The organism is Methylobacterium aquaticum, from assembly GCF_001043915.1.
Classification (GTDB): domain Bacteria; phylum Pseudomonadota; class Alphaproteobacteria; order Rhizobiales; family Beijerinckiaceae; genus Methylobacterium; species Methylobacterium aquaticum.
On record NZ_LABX01000191.1, the window covers coordinates 1 to 19565 of the forward strand.

17 protein-coding genes are annotated in these 19565 nt (G+C 71.6%); 10 read left to right on the forward strand and 7 right to left on the reverse strand.

Features of this window, described 5'->3' with window-relative positions; translation table 11 throughout:
- The 6 genes from VP06_RS23215 to VP06_RS23240 form a co-directional block, all read left to right on the forward strand.
- A partial coding sequence (locus VP06_RS23215; RefSeq protein WP_048466168.1) for a preprotein translocase subunit SecA occupies positions 1-1896 on the forward strand: 1896 nt, incomplete at its 5' end.
- A gap of 13 nt (positions 1897-1909) precedes the next feature.
- Positions 1910-2848, forward strand: a complete 939-nt coding sequence (locus VP06_RS23220) for an efflux RND transporter periplasmic adaptor subunit (RefSeq protein WP_048466169.1) — start codon at positions 1910-1912, stop codon at positions 2846-2848.
- A gap of 288 nt (positions 2849-3136) precedes the next feature.
- Entirely contained in the window at positions 3137-3985 is an 849-nt protein-coding gene (locus VP06_RS23225; RefSeq protein WP_048466170.1) for a transporter substrate-binding domain-containing protein, read from the forward strand.
- A 252-nt stretch (positions 3986-4237) separates the two neighbouring features.
- A complete protein-coding gene (locus VP06_RS23230; RefSeq protein WP_048466171.1) occupies positions 4238-4927 on the forward strand; it encodes an aspartate/glutamate racemase family protein in 690 nt (229 codons plus the stop codon).
- A 123-nt stretch (positions 4928-5050) separates the two neighbouring features.
- The gene (locus tag VP06_RS23235; RefSeq protein ID WP_048466172.1) at positions 5051-5710 is read left to right on the forward strand and encodes an amino acid ABC transporter permease; all 660 of its coding nucleotides are present in this window, start codon (positions 5051-5053) and stop codon (positions 5708-5710) included.
- A gap of 56 nt (positions 5711-5766) precedes the next feature.
- A complete protein-coding gene (locus VP06_RS23240) occupies positions 5767-6522 on the forward strand; it encodes an amino acid ABC transporter ATP-binding protein (protein WP_048466173.1) in 756 nt (251 codons plus the stop codon).
- On the opposite strand, the gene VP06_RS23245 is transcribed toward VP06_RS23240, so the two are convergent.
- Both VP06_RS23245 and VP06_RS23250 read right to left on the reverse strand, forming a co-directional pair.
- Positions 6494-7561, reverse strand: coding sequence for a JmjC domain-containing protein (locus tag VP06_RS23245; RefSeq protein WP_048466174.1), 1068 nt, complete (start codon positions 7559-7561; stop codon positions 6494-6496). The two genes, VP06_RS23240 and VP06_RS23245, sit on opposite strands and share 29 nt — an antisense overlap.
- A gap of 218 nt (positions 7562-7779) precedes the next feature.
- Positions 7780-9513, reverse strand: coding sequence for an ABC transporter ATP-binding protein (locus tag VP06_RS23250; RefSeq protein ID WP_063928428.1), 1734 nt, complete (start codon positions 9511-9513; stop codon positions 7780-7782).
- 207 nt (positions 9514-9720) lie between these two features.
- Here VP06_RS23250 and VP06_RS23255 point away from each other — a divergent pair, with 207 nt between their 5' ends.
- Both VP06_RS23255 and VP06_RS23260 read left to right on the forward strand, forming a co-directional pair.
- Positions 9721-10959, forward strand: coding sequence for a JmjC domain-containing protein (locus VP06_RS23255; protein WP_048466175.1), 1239 nt, complete (start codon positions 9721-9723; stop codon positions 10957-10959).
- Positions 10960-10976: 17 nt separating this feature from the next.
- On the forward strand, positions 10977-11825 hold the full coding sequence (locus VP06_RS23260; RefSeq protein WP_053081998.1) for a SagB/ThcOx family dehydrogenase: 849 nt from the start codon (positions 10977-10979) through the stop codon (positions 11823-11825).
- Positions 11826-11831: 6 nt separating this feature from the next.
- Here the strand turns inward: VP06_RS23260 and VP06_RS23265 are convergent, their stop codons facing one another.
- Complete coding sequence (locus tag VP06_RS23265) at positions 11832-14084, reverse strand: TOMM precursor leader peptide-binding protein (protein ID WP_197093266.1); 2253 nt, start codon at positions 14082-14084, stop codon at positions 11832-11834.
- Positions 14085-14150: 66 nt separating this feature from the next.
- Between VP06_RS23265 and VP06_RS37330 the strand changes: the two genes are divergently transcribed.
- Positions 14151-14411, forward strand: a complete 261-nt coding sequence (locus VP06_RS37330) for a hypothetical protein (protein ID WP_048466177.1) — start codon at positions 14151-14153, stop codon at positions 14409-14411.
- A gap of 66 nt (positions 14412-14477) precedes the next feature.
- Here VP06_RS37330 and VP06_RS33855 read toward each other — a convergent pair whose 3' ends face one another.
- Positions 14478-15068 carry a 2OG-Fe(II) oxygenase family protein gene (locus tag VP06_RS33855; protein WP_053081999.1) on the reverse strand — a complete coding sequence of 197 codons (591 nt, stop codon included), beginning with the start codon at positions 15066-15068 and terminating at the stop codon, positions 14478-14480.
- Positions 15069-15230: 162 nt separating this feature from the next.
- On the opposite strand from VP06_RS33855, the gene VP06_RS23280 reads away from it, so the two are divergent.
- Positions 15231-15872: a Fe2+-dependent dioxygenase gene (locus VP06_RS23280; RefSeq protein ID WP_048466178.1), complete on the forward strand. Its 642-nt coding sequence runs from the start codon at positions 15231-15233 to the stop codon at positions 15870-15872.
- 203 nt (positions 15873-16075) lie between these two features.
- Here VP06_RS23280 and VP06_RS23285 read toward each other — a convergent pair whose 3' ends face one another.
- Genes VP06_RS23285 through VP06_RS33860 form a run of 3 tightly spaced genes read right to left on the reverse strand, consistent with a single transcriptional unit; the run spans position 16076 to position 19472 of the window.
- A complete protein-coding gene (locus tag VP06_RS23285) occupies positions 16076-17374 on the reverse strand; it encodes a hypothetical protein (protein ID WP_048466179.1) in 1299 nt (432 codons plus the stop codon).
- The gene (locus VP06_RS23290) at positions 17371-18375 is read right to left on the reverse strand and encodes a JmjC domain-containing protein (protein ID WP_156295731.1); all 1005 of its coding nucleotides are present in this window, start codon (positions 18373-18375) and stop codon (positions 17371-17373) included. Before VP06_RS23290 ends, VP06_RS23285 begins: the two co-directional genes overlap by 4 nt.
- 29 nt (positions 18376-18404) lie before the next feature.
- A complete protein-coding gene (locus VP06_RS33860) occupies positions 18405-19472 on the reverse strand; it encodes a class I SAM-dependent methyltransferase (RefSeq protein ID WP_156295732.1) in 1068 nt (355 codons plus the stop codon).
- Between the last annotated feature and the right edge of the window lie 93 nt (positions 19473-19565).

Sequence of the window (19565 nt, forward strand, 5' to 3'; positions counted from 1 at the left end):
GCGGCCCGGATGGTCGGCGCCGTGCGGGCGCGGCTCACCGGCTGGGAGGGCCGGCGCTACACCGGCATCGCCCGGGCCGCGATGGCGCGCTGGGTCGACCTCGCGGCGCTCCCCGACGCCGATCTCGAGGCCGTGCGGCGCGAGGCTGCGGCGGCTCTGCGCGGCCGCGGCGACTTTCCGCCGGATCGGGTGGCGGAGGTCTTCGCGCTGGTGCGCGAGGTGTCGGGGCGGGTCATTGGCCAGCGCCCCTATCCGGTGCAGATGATGGGGGCGGCGGCGCTTCTCGATGGCCGCGTCGCCCAGATGGCGACCGGCGAGGGCAAGACCCTGGCGGCGGGCCTCGCCGCCGCGACCGCGGCGCTCGCCGGCCTGCCGGTCCATGTCGTCACGGTGAACGCCTACCTGGCCGAGCGCGACGCCGGCCTGATGCGGCCGCTCTACGCGGCTCTGGGCTTGAGCGTCGGGGTGGTGAGCGAGGGGCAGGAGGTCCCGGCCCGGGCCGCGGCCTATGCCTGCGACATCACCTACTGCACCAACAAGGACCTCGCCTTCGACTACCTGCGCGACCGCATCGCGCTCGGCCAGCGCGCCACCGACATCCGGCTGAAGCTGCGGAGCCTGACGGGGGTGCCCGGGGCGACGACGCCGTTGCGCCTGCGCGGGCTGCACTTCGCCATCGTCGACGAGGCCGACAGCGTGCTGATCGACGAGGCGCGCACGCCGCTCATCATCTCGGCCCCGGCCGGCTCGCAATTCGAGCCCGCCACCCTCACGGAGGCCCTGGCGGTCGCGGCGGCGCTCAGGCCCGGACAGGATTACGGCATCGACCTGAACCAGCGCCGCGTCGTGCTGACCGAGGAGGGCCGTCACGCCCTCGACGCCCGCCTCGCCGGGGCGGGACCGCCCTGGCGCGCCCGCGTCACCCGGGAGGAGCTGATCCGGCAGGCCCTGTCGGCGCTCCACCTGTTCCACCGCGACGAGCACTACATCCTGCGCGACGGCAAGGTGGTGATCATCGACGAGTATACCGGCCGGGTCATGCCCGACCGGGCCTGGAGCGACGGCCTCCACCAGATGATCGAGCACAAGGAGGGCTGCGCGCTCTCCTCGGCGCGCGCGACCCTGGCGCGCATGACCTACCAGCGCTTCTTCCGGCGCTATTGCCGGCTCGCCGGCATGACCGGCACCACCGGGGGAGTCGAGGCGGAGCTCTGGACCGTCTACGGGCTGGCCGTCGCCCGGATCCCGACCCATCGCCCGGTCCGGCGCGTCCATCACCCCGACCGGGTCCTGCCCGACGAGGAGACGAAGTGGCAGGCGGTGATCGACCGGGTGGCGGCGCTGAACCGGCAGGGCCTGCCGGTGCTGCTCGGCACGCGCTCGGTCGCCGCCTCCGGCGCCGCGAGCGCCCGGCTGAGCGCGGCGGGCCTGGCCCATACGGTGCTCAGCGCCGCGCAGGACCGGCGTGAGGCCGAGATCGTCGCCCGGGCGGGCGGGCGCGGCCGCATCACCGTGGCGACGAACATGGCCGGGCGCGGCACCGACATCAAGCTCGACCCCTGGGTGGCCGAGCATGGCGGCCTCCACGTCATCATGACCGAACGCCACGACGCGCGGCGGATCGACGGCCAGCTCGCCGGCCGCGCCGGGCGCCAGGGCGAGCCCGGCAGCTTCGAGGCGATCCTGTCCCTCGACGATCCGCTGCTCGACGGCCACCCGGTGTCCCGCCCGCTCGCCCGCGCCCTCCTCGCCCGCTTCGGGCAGCCGGCGGGCCGGTGGCTGCTGCGCTGGGCGCAACGCCGCGCCGAGCGGCTCCATGCCCGCATGCGCGGCGACCTCCTGCGCGCCGACCGGATGCAGGACCGCATCCTGGCCTTCGCCGGCCATTCCGAATGAGAGGCCCCGCCCGATGACGCCGCTTCGGCCGTCTTGCCCGAGTCCCGTCCCGTTCGCCCTCGCGCTCGTCGTCTCCCTCGCCGCCACGGCCGTGCAGGCCGAGCCCGGCACCGTCGCGGGCACTGTCGCGGGCACCGTCGATTGCGTGATCGAGCCGGCCCAGAAGGTGAAGGTCGGCTCGGCCACCCTCGGCATCCTCAAGGAGATGGCCTTCAACCGGGGCGACGCGGTCAAGGCGGGCGAGGTCATCGCCCGCCTTGACACCAGCGTGGAGGAGGCCAACGTCGCCCTCGCCCAGGCCCAGGCATCGAGCCGGGAGCCGATCGAGGCGCAGCGCGCCCGGGTGGAACTCTACAAGCGCCGGCTCGACCGGCAGAACCAGCTGTCGAAGGGGATCGTCACCCAGGAGAAGATCGATCAGGTCGAGGCCGATTACGAGATCGGCAAGCGCGACCTGAAGACCGAGATCCTGAAGAACGAGCTCGCCGGTCTCGAACTCGCCCGCGTCCGGGCGCAGCTGGAGCTGCGCATCATCCGTAGCCCGATCAGCGGCCTCGTCACCGAGCGGCTGATGTCGGCCGGCGAGTTCGTGCGCCAGGACAGCGCCATCTACACGCTGGTGCAGCTCGACCCCCTCCACGTCGAAGCCTATGTGCCGGTGTCGCGCTGGAGCGAGATCCGGCCGGGCTCGATCGCTACCGTGGCGCTCGACAAGCCGATCGGCGGCACCTACCCGGCCGAGGTCACGGTGGTCGACCACGTCTTCGACGCGGCGAGCGGGACGTTCGGCGTGCGCCTCGAACTGCGCAACCCAGACAACGCCCTCCCGGCCGGCCAGCGCTGCAAGGTCAGCTTCGCGGCTCCGGCCGCGTCGGGCCCGCAGGCCCATGCAGGGCAGCGCGAGGCGCCGGCCGGAGGGCGCGGCGCGCCGGTGTCGGGCGGGCGCCCCTGAGCGCAGGATGGCGGCCGGCGGCATCTCCGGGTGAGGCGCCGTCGCGAGGCACGACAGCAACGGCCCGATGCGTCAGGATCTCGGGACGATGACAGCCCCCTCCAGCAGGCGCGCACCGTCACCGACCGTCTGCGTCGGCGCCCGGCAGGGCACACAGGCTCGCCGCGCCGAGACGGGAGAGAGGCGCGGGCAACGGGCCCGAGGCGAGTTCTGTCTTCCGACAGGACTCCCGCCACGCGGTCTGAGAGACTAAGGAACTGCCACGCTATCGAGGAGAGGGCCACCGTCATGGTATCACGCAGGGACATCGCATCGCTTCTCGGCGCCGGCACGCTCGCGGCCGCCCTGTCCCCGATCGGAAGCGCCCAGGCCCAGACCGCGCCTGCGGCGGAGAACACCTTCCAGCGCATCCGGCGCACCAAGAAGCTCCGGATCGCCGGCATCGTCGGCACCGAGCCGTACTACAAGAAGGATATCGTCACCGGCGAATGGTCCGGCTTCTGCATCAGCATGGCGCAGGATCTCGCCAAGGCGATGGATGCCGAGATCGAGATCGCCGAGACCACCTGGGGCAACGCGGTGCTCGATCTCCAGGCGAACAAGATCGACATCATGTTCGGCCTGTCGCCGACCCCGTCGCGCGCGCTCACAGTCGAGTTCACGCGGCCGATCATGCTGAACACCTTCACCATCATCGCCAAGCCCGGCTTCGAGCCGAAGACCTGGGCCGATCTCAACACGCCGGAGGTGCGCGTCGCCGTCGATATCGGGTCGACCCACGATCTCTTCGCGCGCCGCGCGATCCCGAAGGCGACGCTGCTGGCGCTGAAGACCCCGGACGACGCCATGCTGTCCGTCCAGTCCAACCGCGCCGATTGCGTCATCCAGGTCGCCATGCTGTCCCTGGTGACGGTCAAGAAGAACCCGAAGCTGGGCAAGATCATCGTGCCGACACCGGCCAGCGCACAGCCGACCTGTGCCGGCGTGCGGGCCGAGCCCGATCCGCGGTTCCGGACCTTCGTCGACAACTGGCTCGAATACAATCGCGGGCTCGGCGCCATGAAGGGCTGGATCACCGCCAGCCTGGAGCTGGTGGGCGTCAAGTCCGAGGACATCCCGGCCGAGATCACCTTCTGAGACAAACGGCCGTGGATGCTGCCGCGTCACCTCGGTCTCGGGCAGGCCCGCGATCGACGGGGCGTTCGATCCATCGCGACGTGTCGGCTCCCAGCCGGAGGCTCGGCGACAGGTCGAGAGCGGAACCGACGGTCGTCGTCTGAGACCCGGCGCACGCGCCGCGGCGAGACAGGCCGCGGCCGGCCCATCATTGCCCCGGTCCGAGACGATCCGTCCTGGCCCAGGGGTCTCGCCCCATCGACCCGGATCCCGATGCCGCCTGCCCCCGCCCCGCCCTTGGGCATCATCATGCTCGATACCGCATTCGTACGACCGCCCGGTGACGTGGGGCATGCGGCGAGCTGGCCCGTCCCGGTCCTGTTCGAGACCGTGCCGGGCGCCACCGCGCGCCGGATCGTCGGCGGACAGGATTGCGACCTGGCGGATGCCTTCGTCCAGGCGGGGGAGAGGCTGCGGGCCCGCGGTGCCGTCGGCGTCATCACGTCCTGCGGCTTTCTCGCCGCCCGGCAGCGCAGCCTCGCCGCCCGGATGCCGCTGCCGCTCGCCACGTCGAGCCTGATGCAGCTTCCCCTGATCGACCGGTGCCTTGCCCGCGGCAAGCGGGCCGGCGTCGTGACCTACGACGCCGCGTCGCTCACGCCGGCGCATTTCGTCGCGGTGGGGGCCGATCCCGCGACGCCGGTGGTGGGCCTGCCGGCGGACGGGGCGTTGCGCGGCCTGATCGAGCGGCAGGCGGCCTATGACGGGGATGCGATCGCACGCGACGTCCTGGAGGCCGCCGGCCACCTGATGGCGCGGGGCGATATCGGTGCCGTCCTGATGGAATGCACCAACCTTCCGCCCTTCTCGAAAGCCGTCGCCGACCGGTTCGAGGTCCCGGTCTTCGACATCATCACCCTGGGCCGCTGGTTCCATACGGGCCTCGTTCAAACCCAATACTAGAGCATTTTCCGACGAAGTGGATACCGGTTCGTCGTAGAAAATGCGGCAAAATCAAAGAACTAGAGCACTGCACGATTTCAACGTGATCGTGCAGTGCTCTAGACTGGCGGACCGGAGGCGGCGATGGCTTACGAATGGGATTTTACTTTTCTTTATCAATACAAGAGCCTGATCGCCATCGGCGCCCTGTATACGATCGGGTTCACCATCCTCACCGCGGTCGCCGGTTTCGCCGTCGGCAGCGTGATCGCCATCGCGCGCCTGGCGAATGCCAGGGCGGTCACCATTCCGCTCGTGGCCTTCATCGAGATCTTCCGGTGCACGCCCGTGCTGGTGCAGCTGGTCTGGATCTATTACGCGCTGCCGATCCTGATCGGCGTCGAACTCAAGCCCGCGACGGCGGCGTTCATCGCCCTGACGCTCTATGGCGCGTCGTTCTTCGCCGAGATCATCCGGGGAGGCATCGCCTCCATCGATCTCGGCCAGTGGGATGCCGGACGGGCGCTCGGCATGCGTCGGGGCGCGCTGCTCAGGCGCATCATCCTGCCGCAGGCGCTCAAGCGGATGATCCCGCCCCTCGTCAACCAGGTCGTTCTGCAACTGAAAAACACGTCGCTCCTGTCCGTGCTCGCGGTCCCCGATCTCCTCTATCAGGGACAGCTGATCACCTCGGCGACCTACAAGCCCCTCGAAGTCTACACGATGATCGCGGTCATCTACTTCATCATCCTGTTCCCGCTGACGACCGTCGCCCACGGCCTCGAGAAGAGGCTCGCACGGTGAGCGCCGGGACAAGCCCCGTTGAGACAATCGCCGCGCGGGACGCATCGGAGATCGCAATGATCGAGGTCGAGCACGTCAAGAAATCGTTTGGACCCTTGTCCGTGCTCAAGGACATCTCGATGCGCGTGCCCAAGGGCGGGGTGGTGTCGCTGATCGGCCCGAGCGGATCCGGCAAGTCGACCCTTCTGCGCTGCCTCAACCTCCTCACCATCCCGGATGAGGGAACGATCCGGATCGGGACGCATGCGATGCGCTTCGACCGGGGTCACAGGATGCCGAAGGACAAGGATCTCGCCGCCTTCCGGTCCAAGGTCGGCATGGTGTTTCAGACCTTCAACCTGTTCCCCCACATGTCCGTCCTCCAGAACGTCATGGAGGGGCCCGTCACGGTGCTGGGTCGGGGCAAGGAGGAGACGCGGGTTCTCGCGTTCCACCTTCTCGACAAGGTCGGCCTGAGGGAGAAGGCCGACGTGTATCCCGAGCGGCTGTCCGGCGGACAGAAGCAGCGGGTCGCCATCGCCCGGGCGCTGGCGATGAAGCCCGAGGTCATGCTCTTCGACGAGGCGACCTCGGCCCTCGATCCCGAACTCGTCGGGGAGGTGCTTCAGGTCGTCCGGCAACTGGCGTCGGAGGGCATGACGATGGTGCTCGTGACCCACGAGATCGCGTTCGCGCGCGACGTCGCCGAGACCTGCGTGTTCATGCGCGATGGCTTCGTCGTCGAGGAGGGGCCGGCGCGGCAGGTCATCGAGGATCCGCAGCAGGCGGCCACGAAAGCCTTCCTCAGTCATTTCCACAAGGCGGCGGTCTGACGCCGGGACGTCGCTCTTGCGGGCTGCCATCGGGGACGTCCGCCGACGGCTCCGCCAGCGTGGCGGGCAGCCGGAGCGGTGCCATCGCGGTGGCGGTGGCGGCGAACTCGATCTGTCGCAACAGGTCCCTGACCCGGCCGACCAGTTCGCGCTTCGCCGCGGCGTTCCCGTCCGCCTCGCTCGCGGGCCAGCTCGGCAGCGGCGGCAAGCCCCTGTAACGGCTCCGCTTGGCGCGGTCGAGCAGATGCTCGATCAGGTCAATTTCGTTGACGGTCCGCAAGCCGAAGCTCAGCGAGACCGACCAGCTCACCCCGCTGACGCGGTGCACCGCGTGGGCGGGCACATAGAGGCCATCGCCCGGCTGCAAGGTGAAGGACCGGGTCGGGGCCTGGAAGGGCACTTCCTGCGACGGATGCCAGGCGGGGTCGCGCATCAGGTCGAGGATCGCCGGCAGCTGCACGGTTTCATCGACGGTCCAGTGCCGCTCTCCCGCGAGTTGCAGCGTGAAGACATCGGTGGCGTCGATATGCGCCCCGAGGCCCGAACGCGGTCCGGCGAGGAACAGGTCGACATCCTCGCAGGTCTCCGGATCGAGGTAGATCATCGCCACCGCCCGGCACAGATCGCCGAAGAGCGCGCGCATCCATCCCCAGGAAGTCGGTCCGCCGCCATGCCACAGCCGGCTGATCTTCGTCGCCGAGACCGCGCCCGCCGCCACCGCCGCGCGCAGGTCCTCGACGGTGTCGTGCTGCGAGAAGACGCGCGCGCCGTCCTGGACCGTCACCGCCCGGAACGGCGGCGCGACGGCGTCCGCCAGGTCCGCCAGATAATCCTCGACGCCGTAAGCGCCCGCCACGGCGTGGCCGGCCTGCGGCGCGAGGAACGGCGCTCGCCGCCAATGGTCGCGAAAGAACGTGGCGGGGTCCCCGAGCATGCCGGCGACCACGGTCTCGCGCGGGACGGCGGCGAGCCTTGGTGGCGTCACGCCGGTCCGCGGCGTGACGGCCTGCGCCTGTTCGGAATCCACACCGGCCCGCATGGCGTCACTCCTTCCGCACGAGGCCGATCCCGCCGTCCGGTCGGAGCGGACCGCCCCCTCTCACGGCCTGTCGTCGACGACGACCGTCGGACTTATACCAACGGCCCAAGATGCTGACGCATCGGGCCGTTGACCCATCTCGAATTTTCGATGTCAAGCCAGAGGCTTGGCGAAAATTCGAGAACAGAACCAAAGGTCGTTTTCAACGACCGTTGGTATTACTCCACTGCCGCCTCCCGCCGGGCTGCCGCGCGTGCGGCACCAGCCGCGTCGCCGGGCCGGCTCACGCTCCCGTCGGCAAGCTGCACGACCCGGTCGCCCGGCTCGATGAGATGACGGCGGTGCGTGACCGCCAGGATCGTGACGTCGCCGGCGAGCGTCCTCAGATGCGTCATGATCTCGCGCTCGGTCGCCTCGTCGAGGGCCGAGCTGGCCTCGTCGAGGAACAGGATGCCGGGATCCGCATAGAGCGCCCGGGCGATGGCGATGCGCTGGCGCTCGCCGCCCGAGAGCCGCAGCCCGCGCTCGCCCACCACGGTGTCGAACCCGTCGGGCAGCGTCTCGATCAGCGGCAGGATCGCCGCCCGCGCCGCGGCCCGGCGCAGGCGCAGCTCATCCGGCGGGCGGCCGAGCACGATGTTGCTCCGCAGGGTGTCGTTGATCAGCATGATCTCCTGGGGCACGACGCCGATCGCGGCGTACCACGCCTCGCGGGTGACGCCGCTCAGGTCGCGGCCATCGACCCGGATGGTGCCCGTCTGCGGCTCCAGCGACTTCAGCGCCAGCTTGAGGACGGTCGACTTGCCCGAGCCCGTCTCCCCGACCAGATAGGTGATGGTTCCGCGCTCGGCGACGAAGTCGATCTCCGTAACGCCCGCCCCGCCCTCATAGGTGAAGCCGACGCGGTCGAAGACGATGCGGCCCTCGGCGAGAGCGAAGGGCGGCGACCCGCGCGGCGGTTCCACCTCTTCCGCCCCGTGCCACATCTCGACGAACGGCACGAACTGATACGACGCCTGGACGAGCTGGTTGATCGCGCGGCCGAACATCTCGAAGGGATGATTGAGCTGGAGCAGGAGCAGGTTGAACAGCACGAGGTCGCCGACCGTCAGACCGCCCTCGCGGTAGCGCGGGATCAGGATCAGGTAGGTCACCGCGAACTCGGTCGCGAGGGCGAACCCGCAGATCAGCGCGAAGCGCAGCCGCCGCAGGCAGAAGGCGAGCCAGTTGTCGCGGACCTCGCGCGCGCGCCGCGAGAACTGGTCGTTCATCCAGCGCTCGCTGCCGAAATGCCGGAGCGTCTCCATCGAGTTGACGGCATTGCCGACGAACCGGGCGTTGTCCTGCGTGGCGGTGATCGCGGCATCGAGGTAAGTGCGGGTCCGCTCGTTGGCATAGCACGTGATGGCAACGAACACGGCGCCGTAGACGACGACGATCAGCACGATCTCGCTGCTGATCGTCGCCCCGAGCACGATCAGCGACAGCACGACCTGCAAGATCCCGGGAAGCAGCGAATCGAGCGCCAGGCCGGTGACGTCCTTGACCGCGTCCTCGCCATTGGCCTGGGCGTTCTGGATCTCCGCCGGGTTGTACAGGATGAAGAAGCCGATGGTCTTCTTCAGGAGTCGCTCGAAGAAAGCCGTCGCGACGATGAAATCGAGGTTCTTGGCGCAGATCAGCGCCAGATAGGCGAGCATGTCGTCCAGCATCGCCACGACGCCGAGCAGCACGGCGTAGCCGAGGAAGCCGAGCAGGACGGCATCGACGGCGGAGCCGGCGCCGAGACGGTCGATCAGATGCGCGAACAGAAGCGGCGCGAGGACGGCCGACGCCGCCGACAGCAGCGACAGAACGAAGGCCAGGACGACGACCCCCTGCGACGAGCGCAGGTAGATCGCCAGGATCCGACGCAGCGGATCGAGGAAGTCCCGCCATTCGATCGGCTTCACGCAGTGTCTCCGGTCTCGACGACGCGACCAGGGCGAAGGCCCGCGGTCCGGCTCCGCCTCCTCCCGCGCAACACCGCCTCCGGCCCGCTCTCATCAAGCGTCGCGCGACAGACGAAGGCGTCTTGATTACTCCAAACCAGCAATCGTGTCACCATTGTCGTGATCACGCATGCATGCTAATGATCGCTTGACTGGTTGGAGCGACCGATGAAGCAGCGGCCGGCCTCTCTGGAACTGCCGGCGGCCGGCTCGATCGACAGACTCGACGACGCGGCGGCGCGGCCGTTCCAGTCTCTCCTCGGCCCCGTGGCGACCGATGTGTTCTGCCGGGACTACTGGGCGCGGAGCGTGCTCCACGTCGCGCGGAACGATCCCGACTACTACCGAGATCTGATCGCCCTGGCGGAGATCGAGGAGCATCTGTCGGCGGACGAATTCTTCGAGCGCCATTCCGCCGCCACGCCCTATCGCGGCGCCGGACCGCCCGAGCCGCCCCCGCGCAGCCCGAGCGACGTCTTCGCCCGGCTGGCCGAGGGCAAGCCCCTCCGGCTGCGGCGGCTCGAGACGATCCTGCCCCCGGCCTCGCCCGTGCTCGCGCTGGTGCGCGACATGGAGCGCTGCCTGCACCACCCGCGGGCGTCGGTCTCCTGCTACGTCGCCCCCGCCGACGGGCTCGGGCTCGGGCCGCACCACGACGAGTCGGAGATCTTCACGCTCCAGATCGCCGGATCGAAGATCTGGCGGATCTACCACAAGGTCGTGGCGGACGAGCCGGCCCTGTACGAACCGGAGGCGCTCGGCCCGCCCGAGCACGAGATCCGGCTGAATCCCGGCGATCTCCTCTACACGCCGAGCGGGTGCGTGCACGACGTCACGGTGGCCGGGGCCGGCCCGTCCTTCTCCCTGACCATCGTGTTCGAGCCGTTCCGGTGGCGCACGCTGCTCGATCTCCTGGCCGCGCGCGTCGCCGCGATGGACGCCTTCATGGCGCCGCTGCCCGCCGGCCCGCGGGACGGGACGGGCCCGGAGACAGCCTTCGTCGACGATTTCGCCGCGCGGGTCGCCCTTCTGCACGAGGCCCTCGCGGATCTCGCGCCCGCCGACCTCACCGACCTGCTGGCGGTGCGGCACCTGCATCGGATGACCTACCCGCCCGGACGCCAGATCGACTCGGTGTTCCGGGCGCGGGCGCTCGACGCCGAGACCCGCGTCGAAATGGTCCCGGACCTGCCCTGGCATCTCGCCCGCCACGGCGACACCGTGGAGCTGACCCTGGCGGGCGGCTTCACGCTGCGGGCCAAGGCGTCGCTGGAGACCGCCCTGCGCCAGGCGCTCGCCGCCCGTGGCCCCTTCCGCGTCCGGGAGATGCACGGCAGCCTCACCCAGGGCGCCCGGATCGCCCTGGCCAAGCGCCTCGTCGCCTGCGGCCTGCTCCGGCTGGCCTGACCGAACCGGGAGGAGCGATGAGCGAGGACGAGCCCTGGACGGCGGATCGTCTCGGTCGCGCCTTGCAGGACCGGAAAAAGCGGCTCGAAGCGGAGCGCCGCGCCGCCTTCCTTCCCCTGGGCATCGACGCGGAATGTCGCTGGCCGGCCTCCCGCCTGTTCCACCGCCACTCCATGCTCGGCCCGGCCTGGACTCCGATCCTGACCGCGGACGAAGTCGAGGCACTGACCCTGGACCGCGGCTACAAGCGCTATCCGGGCGCCGACCGGGTCGCGTTGCCGCGGCCCGCCGCCCCGAACGCCACGCTGGAGGACGCGATCGCGTCGCGCCACTCGGAGCGCAGCTTCGCCGACCGGCCCGTCTCCCTCGACGCGGTCGCGACGCTGATGCGGCTCGGAGCCGGCGTGACGGCGGACCAGGAGGTGCCGCGGCGCGCGGCCCCCTCGCCGGGAGCGCTCTATCCGGTCGAGACCTACGTCTTCGCCCTGTCGGTGAACGACCTCGCGCCGGGGCTCTATCACTATGACGCCCTCGATCACGCCTTCGAGACCGTGGCGGCCCCGCGCGGGAGAGAGGCGACGCGGGCCTTCCTGCCCTCCGATCTCCACCGCGCCGGCCCGGCCCTGCTGATCGCGCTGACCGTCGCGTTCCCGCGGGTCCAGATGAAGTATCTGGAGCGGGGCTATCGCTTCGCATTGCTGGAAGCCGGCCATATCGGGCAGAACCTCGTCCTGGCCGCCGCAGCGCTCGACCTTGCGGCGGTGCCGGTGGGCGGGTTCTGGGACGAGCCGTTCAACGACGCCCTCGGCCTCGATCCCGACGAGGAGGCCGTCGTCTACGCGGTGATCGTCGGCCATCGGCCCTGACCGGCGTCAGGGGAAGCAGTGCGGCACCGGGTTCAGCGCGTCCTCGCTTTGCGCGAACGTGCCCGCTCCCATGCGCGGGGGCGCCTCGTAGAGACGCCGGCCGCCGAGCCGGATGCGGCGGCCGAAGCCGAGGGGCTGCAACCCGGGCACGATCGCCCGCACCACCCGCAGGCTCCGACGGGCGAGTTCCGGCGGGGTGATGTCGACGCCGACGAGGCTGTGGCCCCGCTCGGCGAGCCGGGCCATCAGCGCCGTCAGATCGTCCGCCGGTGCCAGGGACGTCGGGACCGGCGTCGGGACCGGCGTCCGGGCCGGCGCCCGCCATCCCTCGGCCGCCGCGGGAGCCAGGGAGGCCCACAGGAAGGCCGCCTGCGGCAGCCAGTCGGGGTGTTCGTAGGCTTTCGCGTGGTCGTCGATCTCGAGGACGGCTCCGGGTTCGAGGGGATCCCCGAGGCGCCAGGCCCCGGTCACGTGCAGGGTCGCGGCGTAGAGTTCGCGCGCGGCGCGCGCGAGCGCCGTCGCGGCATCGAGGGCCGCGCCGGCCCCGACGATGAGGGCCGGCGCCGCACGGTCCGTCCGCGTCCCGACGGCGAGGCAGACGGGGATGCGCAGATCGGTCGTCAGGTCGCGCAGATGCACGGCGTACCCGCCCGCCGCGACGGCGTCGAGCATCGCCCGGGACGCCGCGGACGCGATCGTCTCCCGGTCGATCCGCGGCGGGGAGAGCCGGTGCAGCCAGTGGATCATGAAGGCGTCGCGCTCGACGAGTTCGAGGGCGCCGTTGAGGAGAGCCGCGCCCCGGGCGCTGTGCGCCGCGACCCCGCTCGACGTCTCGCCGAGGAGCCGGTCGTCGACACCGTAGCGCGCCGCCGTGCGCGGCACGAGGACGGGCCGGTCCCGCGACAGGTCGTAGCCCGGGACCCAGCCGAGCGGCTCGGCCGGGTCGAAGGGGCGGAACGGGAAGTCCGGCTCCGCATATTGCGCCGGCGAGAACAACGGCAGGTCGGTGGGTCGCAGCGCCCGGTCGGCGACGGCCTCGTAGGGCGCCACGAGGCCGTGCTCGCCGGGATGCAGGCCGGCATAGCGCTCGAGCCCCTCGATCAGCGCGACGGTCCGGGCCTCGTCGAGGCAGGCGCCCGACCCGTGGCACCAGGTCGTCTGCCGCCCGGTGACGATCGCCGGGTCCGGGACCGCGAAACGGCCGACCGCGACCGCCGGCAGGGCGGGATCGCGGGCGGAGGCCCGGCCGCGGGGCGGCGGCACCAGGCGGGTGAGCGCGCCCGGTCCCGCGGCGAGGTCACGGAGGCGCGCGCCGAGACTCGCCAGGGGAAGCGGGGCGTCGAACCAGGCATCGCGCCGGTCGTCGGGCGGAGAGGCGGTCGCCGCCCGGCAATCGGGACAGAGCGGGTGCCGCTCGACGGGCCCGGCCTCGCAGTCCCCGCCCCCGCGGTGCAGAAGCGTTGCCCAGCCGCCTGAGCGCGGTCCGCCAAGCCCGGCGCAGACCGCGCGGGCGAGGTCGTCGGCGAGGTCCGCCGCCTCGGGCCGCGGGACGGGCGGATGCAGCCGCCAGCCGCCCTGCCGCAGGTGATCGTGATACGCCCGCTCCAGCGCGATCGTGGGCGAGATGCCGAGCCAGCGCAGGAGGACGCAGCGCGGGCATGGACCGCTCTCCGGTACGGCGAGCGGCCCGACCATCACCGCGTCGCCGAAGGGAAAGACCGGAAACCAGGCCGCTCCCTCGGCGCGGGCGGCACGGGCGGCGGCGTCGAGATGGTCGAGATCGGGCCCATCGAGGCAGGTGACGCGCACCGCACCGGCAGGTGGGGCCTCGTCGAGGCCGCCCCGCCCCGCAACCGCGAGCCCGGTCCGCGCCAGGGCGCCCGCGAGGGCATCGGCAAGCGCGCCGCGCCCCGGCAACCACAGGAGGGGGACATCCCGGGCGACCGGCTCCGGCGCGATCCGGGCTGCCGGGATCCGCGGCCTGGCGACGAGAAGGCCGCTCTGCGCGAACCACCCCAGCATCCGCAGCACGTAGAACGCGGCCGCCGCCGGCTCGCCGCCGAGCAACGCCGAGAGGTCGTGCGCCCCGTCGAGCCGCGGCAGGACGCGCCGCATGGTCGCGTCGTGGCGCGGATCGATCCTGAAGGCGCCCGCGACCGAGCGGACGACGAGACCATCGCCGTCCTCGAAGGCATACACCCCTGGGCGCAGGTGCGGGCGATCGGGTACAGTGTCGTCGGGGTGCGCTTCCGCGGTCACAGGGATTCTCCCACAGGTACCCCCCTCTTCACTGGCAGCGACCTCGGACGAACCTTGCGAGGCGTCATGACGGAACCGACGGCATCGTCCCGAACCTATGCGCAGAGCTGCGCCCTCCTCGATGGCATCGTCGGACGCTGCGTGCGCGACGCGGCCTTCTCGCGGCAGGTCCTCGCCGATCCCGAGGCGGCCCTCGCGCCCTTCGCCCTCACGGCGGACGAGATGGAGGATTTCTTGATTCTCCGGGCCGAGCATCTCGGCGAGGCCGAGCGGGTCTGGACCACGATTCGCGACCGTCTCGCGGCCGGGCGCGGACCAGGCGGCTGAGCCCGGTGCGAGAGCCGGTTGCGCAGGCCGGAGGGGCCGGGCGTGCCGCCGACGCCGGCCCGGCCGTCAGCGCTCGCACCACATCCGCGACAAGCGCTCGCGGCAGCGGCGCAGCCGCGCGCGATCGGCCACGGCGCCGGCCGCGAACAGGCCGAGATACTGCTCGGAACTGGCGATGGCGTAGAGGATGTCCCGCTGCGCCCCGTCGCGGATCCGGCTCTCGACCAGGATGTCGGCGGTCCAGCACGCGCCGCGTCGGACCTCCGCCCGGCGGGCCAGGGCGCCGGTCGGGTATGCGACCGCCCGGCCGACCGGTCCGCGATAATGCTCCTCGCCGTAGCCGGTATCGAGGACGAGATCGCCGCCCTCGTACTCCTCCGGCGGCGTCAGGAACACGGTCAGAGCCACGTCCGACCGAAGCGCCGCCTCGTCCGACAGGGGCGGCGCGGAGTCGCCCGCGGTGAGGCCATGCAGCACCACGTCGCCGAGGTGCTTCGGCTGCACGGCGGCGGTGAAGAGCGGATGGGCCGCCAGCCCCGCGCGCACCGCGCCGCCGAGATGGGCCGCAGCCGCATCGGGATCGGGGCCATGGCGGATCCGATGGGTCAGGTGCGCCACCTCGTCCGGGCCGACGATACCGTCGAGTACGAGAACCATCGCAGTCCCTCCGAATAGAGTTCAGTCTTTCCGGCGCACTGCGCCGCGCCTTGACCGTCGCGAGCCGGGGCCACATCATGGTCCGGCCGGGTGTTCCCGCAGATTGACGCCCTGATCGGCATGGGACGAGCGGTGGAATCGGGCGGGACGGGAGGCGGTTCGGTGCGCGTCATCATCGAGAACCTGCTGAGTGCCGACGATCTCGCCGCCGTGCGGGCGATCGTCGAGAGCGGCACCTTCGTGGACGGCCGCGAAACCTCGACCCTCACGGACAAGCGCAACGTGCAACTGCCGCTCGACAGTCCGGCGGCGGACCGGGCCGGGGCCCTGATCCTCGACCGGCTGCTCGACAACGAGACGTTCCAGTCGGCGGCCCTGCCGCGGCAGGTCGTGCCGCCGCGCTTCAGCCGGTACGAGATCGGCATGGGCTACCCGGCTCACGTCGACAGCGCGACGATGGGGGCATGCCGGACCGATCTCGCGATGACGGTCTTCCTGAGTGATCTCGACCGCTACGACGGCGGGGACCTCGTCGTCGATACCGGCAACGGCGAGCGGCGCTATCGGCTGCCGGCCGGCGACGCCATCCTGTACCCGGCCTCGACGCTGCACAGCGTGGCGCCCGTGACGGCGGGCACCCGGCTGGTGGCGGTGACCTGGGTGCAGAGCTTGGTCCGCGATCCGCTCGGACGCGAGATCCTCACCGATCTCGCCCTGTCGGCGGCCAGGCTCTCGGCGACGCCCTACGGCCCACGCCTGCGCCGCAGCTATCACAACCTGCTCCGGCTCTGGGCCGAGACCTGACGCCGATCGGTGACCACGACCGTCGGTGACCGGTCGCCCGGACGGCCGGGCCGCACCGCCGGGACCGGACGCTAAGCAGGCTTGCGTTGGCGGGCCAACGCTTCGCCCGCTTAGGCTCTTGTTTGATCGCAGATTTTTGCCGCCGAACCGGGGACCACTTCGGCGAAATCTGCTTTGGGCATCGCGGGGCCGTGGCTCGGCGGTCATGGCCGGGCCGACCGGATCAGTGCGCGGCCGAAGGCATGGAAGTCGCGGCTCTCGGCATCGAACGTCGATGGGCGGGCCGCGCGCGGCCGCAACAGGGCGGCGAGATCGTCGAAGCGGCGCGGCACGGCGAGCCAGCGCCGCACCGTCGGATCGAGGATGAGGCCCGGTCGCGCCTCGCTCTCCACCGCCGCATCGATCAGGGCCCAGACGTGGCGGGCGATGCCGTGCAGATCGACCCGGACCTCCTCAGCCCCTGCCCTGTCCGGCTCGTCGCTGCCGGTGACGAGGGACCGGACGCTCCGGAGCAGCGCATCGAAGCCGAGTTGCAGGCTCCCCAGGATCGCCGCCTCGTCGGCGAGCTCGGCCGGTGCGGCCAGCGAGTCGAGATCGACGAAGCCGCCGTCGAGGCAGGCATTCTGCGGCTGGCAGCACAGCCCCGTGCGCAGGGAGGCGAGCGTGCCCGGCAGGAAGCCGAGATAGAGCAGCCGCACGAACAGGCGGACCCAGCCCTCGATCGTCGCCCCGGGATCGCAGCCCTCGCGCAGCAGCGCCAGCAGGCGCTCGCGAAAGCCGAGGCCGGCCAGCAGGGCATCGATCTCGCGGGCACGGATCGGCGCTGCCGGGTAATGATAGATGTAGACGCCGAGCGCTCCGGCAAGCAGCGTCTCGGCCAGCGCGAAGGCGTCGGCGCCCAGAATGGTCCGCAGACCGTCCCGGACACGGCTCGTCGTCTCCTCGGCATGACGGTGGACGACGAGCGGCAGCGGGAGGCGGGCCAGTTCGCCGTAATGGCGCAGATGCCGCTCCTGCGCGGCGGCGGCGCGTTCGGCCTCGCGCAGGGCCTCCGCGAGGCCGAGGCAGCCGGGGATCTTGCGCTCCTCGAACACGAGGTGCTCGGCGATCGCGTGCGGCGTGAAGCCCGGCCGGCGCAGATCGCCGAGGAGGCGCTCGAAATCGGGCAGGCCGGGTTCGAGCCCCTTGATCGCCACGACGGCGCCGCCGGGTGCGCCGTCGCCGGAGGCCGGCATCGCCGGGCAATAGCAGATGCTGCGGATGCTGCCCGGGACGCGGTAGAACGGCGCGTCGACGAAGGGCGCGACCGTGGGCGGCCGTGGCACGGTCCGGGCCAGGGAGGCTGCCGCCTCGGGCAGCCACGGCGCGGAGGCCGCGAGGGCCGGTGCCGCCGCAGCGGGAAGCGGGAAGCGGCGCACCACGTCGAGGCCGAGGGCCGGCCAGCCGAGCGCGCGCCGGCTCTCCTCCAGGCTCGCCGATGGCGACGGCCCCGGGGGGATCACGATGCCGCCGTCTCTGGGTGCCGCAGGGCCCCGGCCGGCTCCGGTTCCGCGGCCCCCTCGGCGATCGGGCCGAGCGTGTCCGGCAGGTGCAGCCCGGCCTCCACGATCCCGGTCACCGCCAGGTCCAGTTCCCGCAGGAGCGCGCGCACGCGACGGACCAGCGCGGCTTTGGCGTCGCGATGGGCCGCCCCGAGGCCAGCCGGACAGGTCGCGACCGGCGGATAGGCGGCGTAGCGCGTGTTCTCGACGATCTCGAGCAGGCGGGCGACGACGTCGATCTCGTTGAAGGCGCGAATGCCGAGGCCGATCGACACCGAGCCCGGAAAGCCCGGGACGCCGGTGACGCCGTGGACGCAATAGGCGGGCACGTAGAGCGCATCACCGGGCATCAGGACGATCTCGCGGGTCGGCCCGGAGAAGATTGCTGCCGCGTCGGGCGCGAAGTCCGGCGCGCGCTCGGCGGCCAGGGTCTCGTCGAGACGGACCGTCTCCGCCACCACCCATTTCCGCCGGCCGCTCAACTGGATCGTGAAGGTGTGCGACGTGTCGTAATGGACGCCGAGGTGGGAGCCCGGCCCGGCATAGAACAGGTCGACGTTCTCCGACCGCTCCGGGTTGAGGTAGATCATCGACACGGCGCGGAACAGGCTGCCGAACAGCGCCCGCATCCAGGCGAAGCGCTCGGGCGCGTCCGGCTGGTGCCAGACGTCGCTGATGCGCAGCGGCGCGACCCCGCCAGCCTCGACCGCCGCCCGCAACCCCGCCGCCGTGTCGTGGTAGGAATAGGCGCGCGCGCCCTCGGGCGCACCGACGACGAGATGCGGGCCGGGCCGGGCCCGGGCGATGTCCTCCAGAAAGTCGTCGCCATCGTAGAGCCCGACGCAGGCGCGCGCCGCGCCCGGCGCGTGGAACGGCGCGCGCGCCCAGATGCGGTCGAAGAAATCGGGCGGCGCCAGCATCCGCGCCACGACGCCGTCGAGGAGATCCTGATCCAGCCTCATCTCCGCACCGCTGAGGTTGCGCGGGCCGGTCACCGGACCGCCTCGACGAAAAGGGAATAGTGGCGGCCGTCGACCTCGGCCCCCGCGAAGGCGCTGGCATCGTCGATCCGCAGGCCGGGGTCGGGCGACGCCTGGTAGCCGCAGCGGCGGATGTCGCGGAACCCGGCCTCGGCGAGGATATGGGCCAGGGTCTCGGCGTCGTAGCCGAACTTGTGCGCCTCCGCGAAGCGGCCCGGATGCGGACCGACCCCGGCATAGCCGAGGACGCTCTCCAGGCGCGTGCTGACGGTCCAGTCCGGCCAGGCGGTCCGGGCGCGGCCTTCGATGACGGCGCGATCGTCCGCGACATAGGCCCGGAGTGCCAGTTCGATGTCCGGGACGACGATCCGTACCCGCCCGCCGGGCGCGAGGACGCGGTGGATCTCGCGCAGGAGCGCCATGACCTCGCCGGGATACCAGAGATGCTCCAGGGTATGGGCGAGGTAGACCCGCTCGGCGCTCGCCTCGGCGAACGGCAATCCCCAGCGCAGGTCGATCGACAAAGGCGCCGGCCAGACGTCGACGCTCACCCAGCCCGGCAGGTCCGAGGCGCCGGCACCGAGATGCAGGGAGAGCGGGCGATCGGAGGCCGGCAGCCGCGCCACCTGCGCGGCAACGTAATCGGGGATGCGCCGCTCCACCTCCCGGCGCAGGCCCGCCACCGCGGCCCGGCATGCCATCAGGCGCGGACCGAGGCCGAGCCCGGTTTCCTCCCGGATGGCCCGGCCCACCGCGGGGCTGAGGGCAGCGAGCGTCGAGGAGAGGGCGTCGAGCGTCAGGGCGATCGGTGCCAGGTCGGTGTCGACCAGGAGGCCGGGCGCCTCGTCGCCGGTGCCCCCCTCCGCATCGGCCGGGGCGCCATCGCCGTCGACGGGCAGCAGCGCCCGGATGCGCAGCAAGTCCCGCAGATGCCGCTCGGCCGCGCCGCCCGCGGCCTCGCCGGCCAGGGCGGCCCGGGGATCCTCCGGCGTCAGGAACCGTGCCAGCAGGCGCAGCAGCCCGGGATCGCGGGAGGCGTGGACGGCCTCGCCCGCGCTCAGCCAGATGGTCCCGTCCACGAACCCGACCGCGAGATGGGGGTTGAGAACGCATCGCGGCGCAGGCCCGGCCTCATCCACGGCGCCTCTCCCTCGGTAACGGGGTTCTCCCGT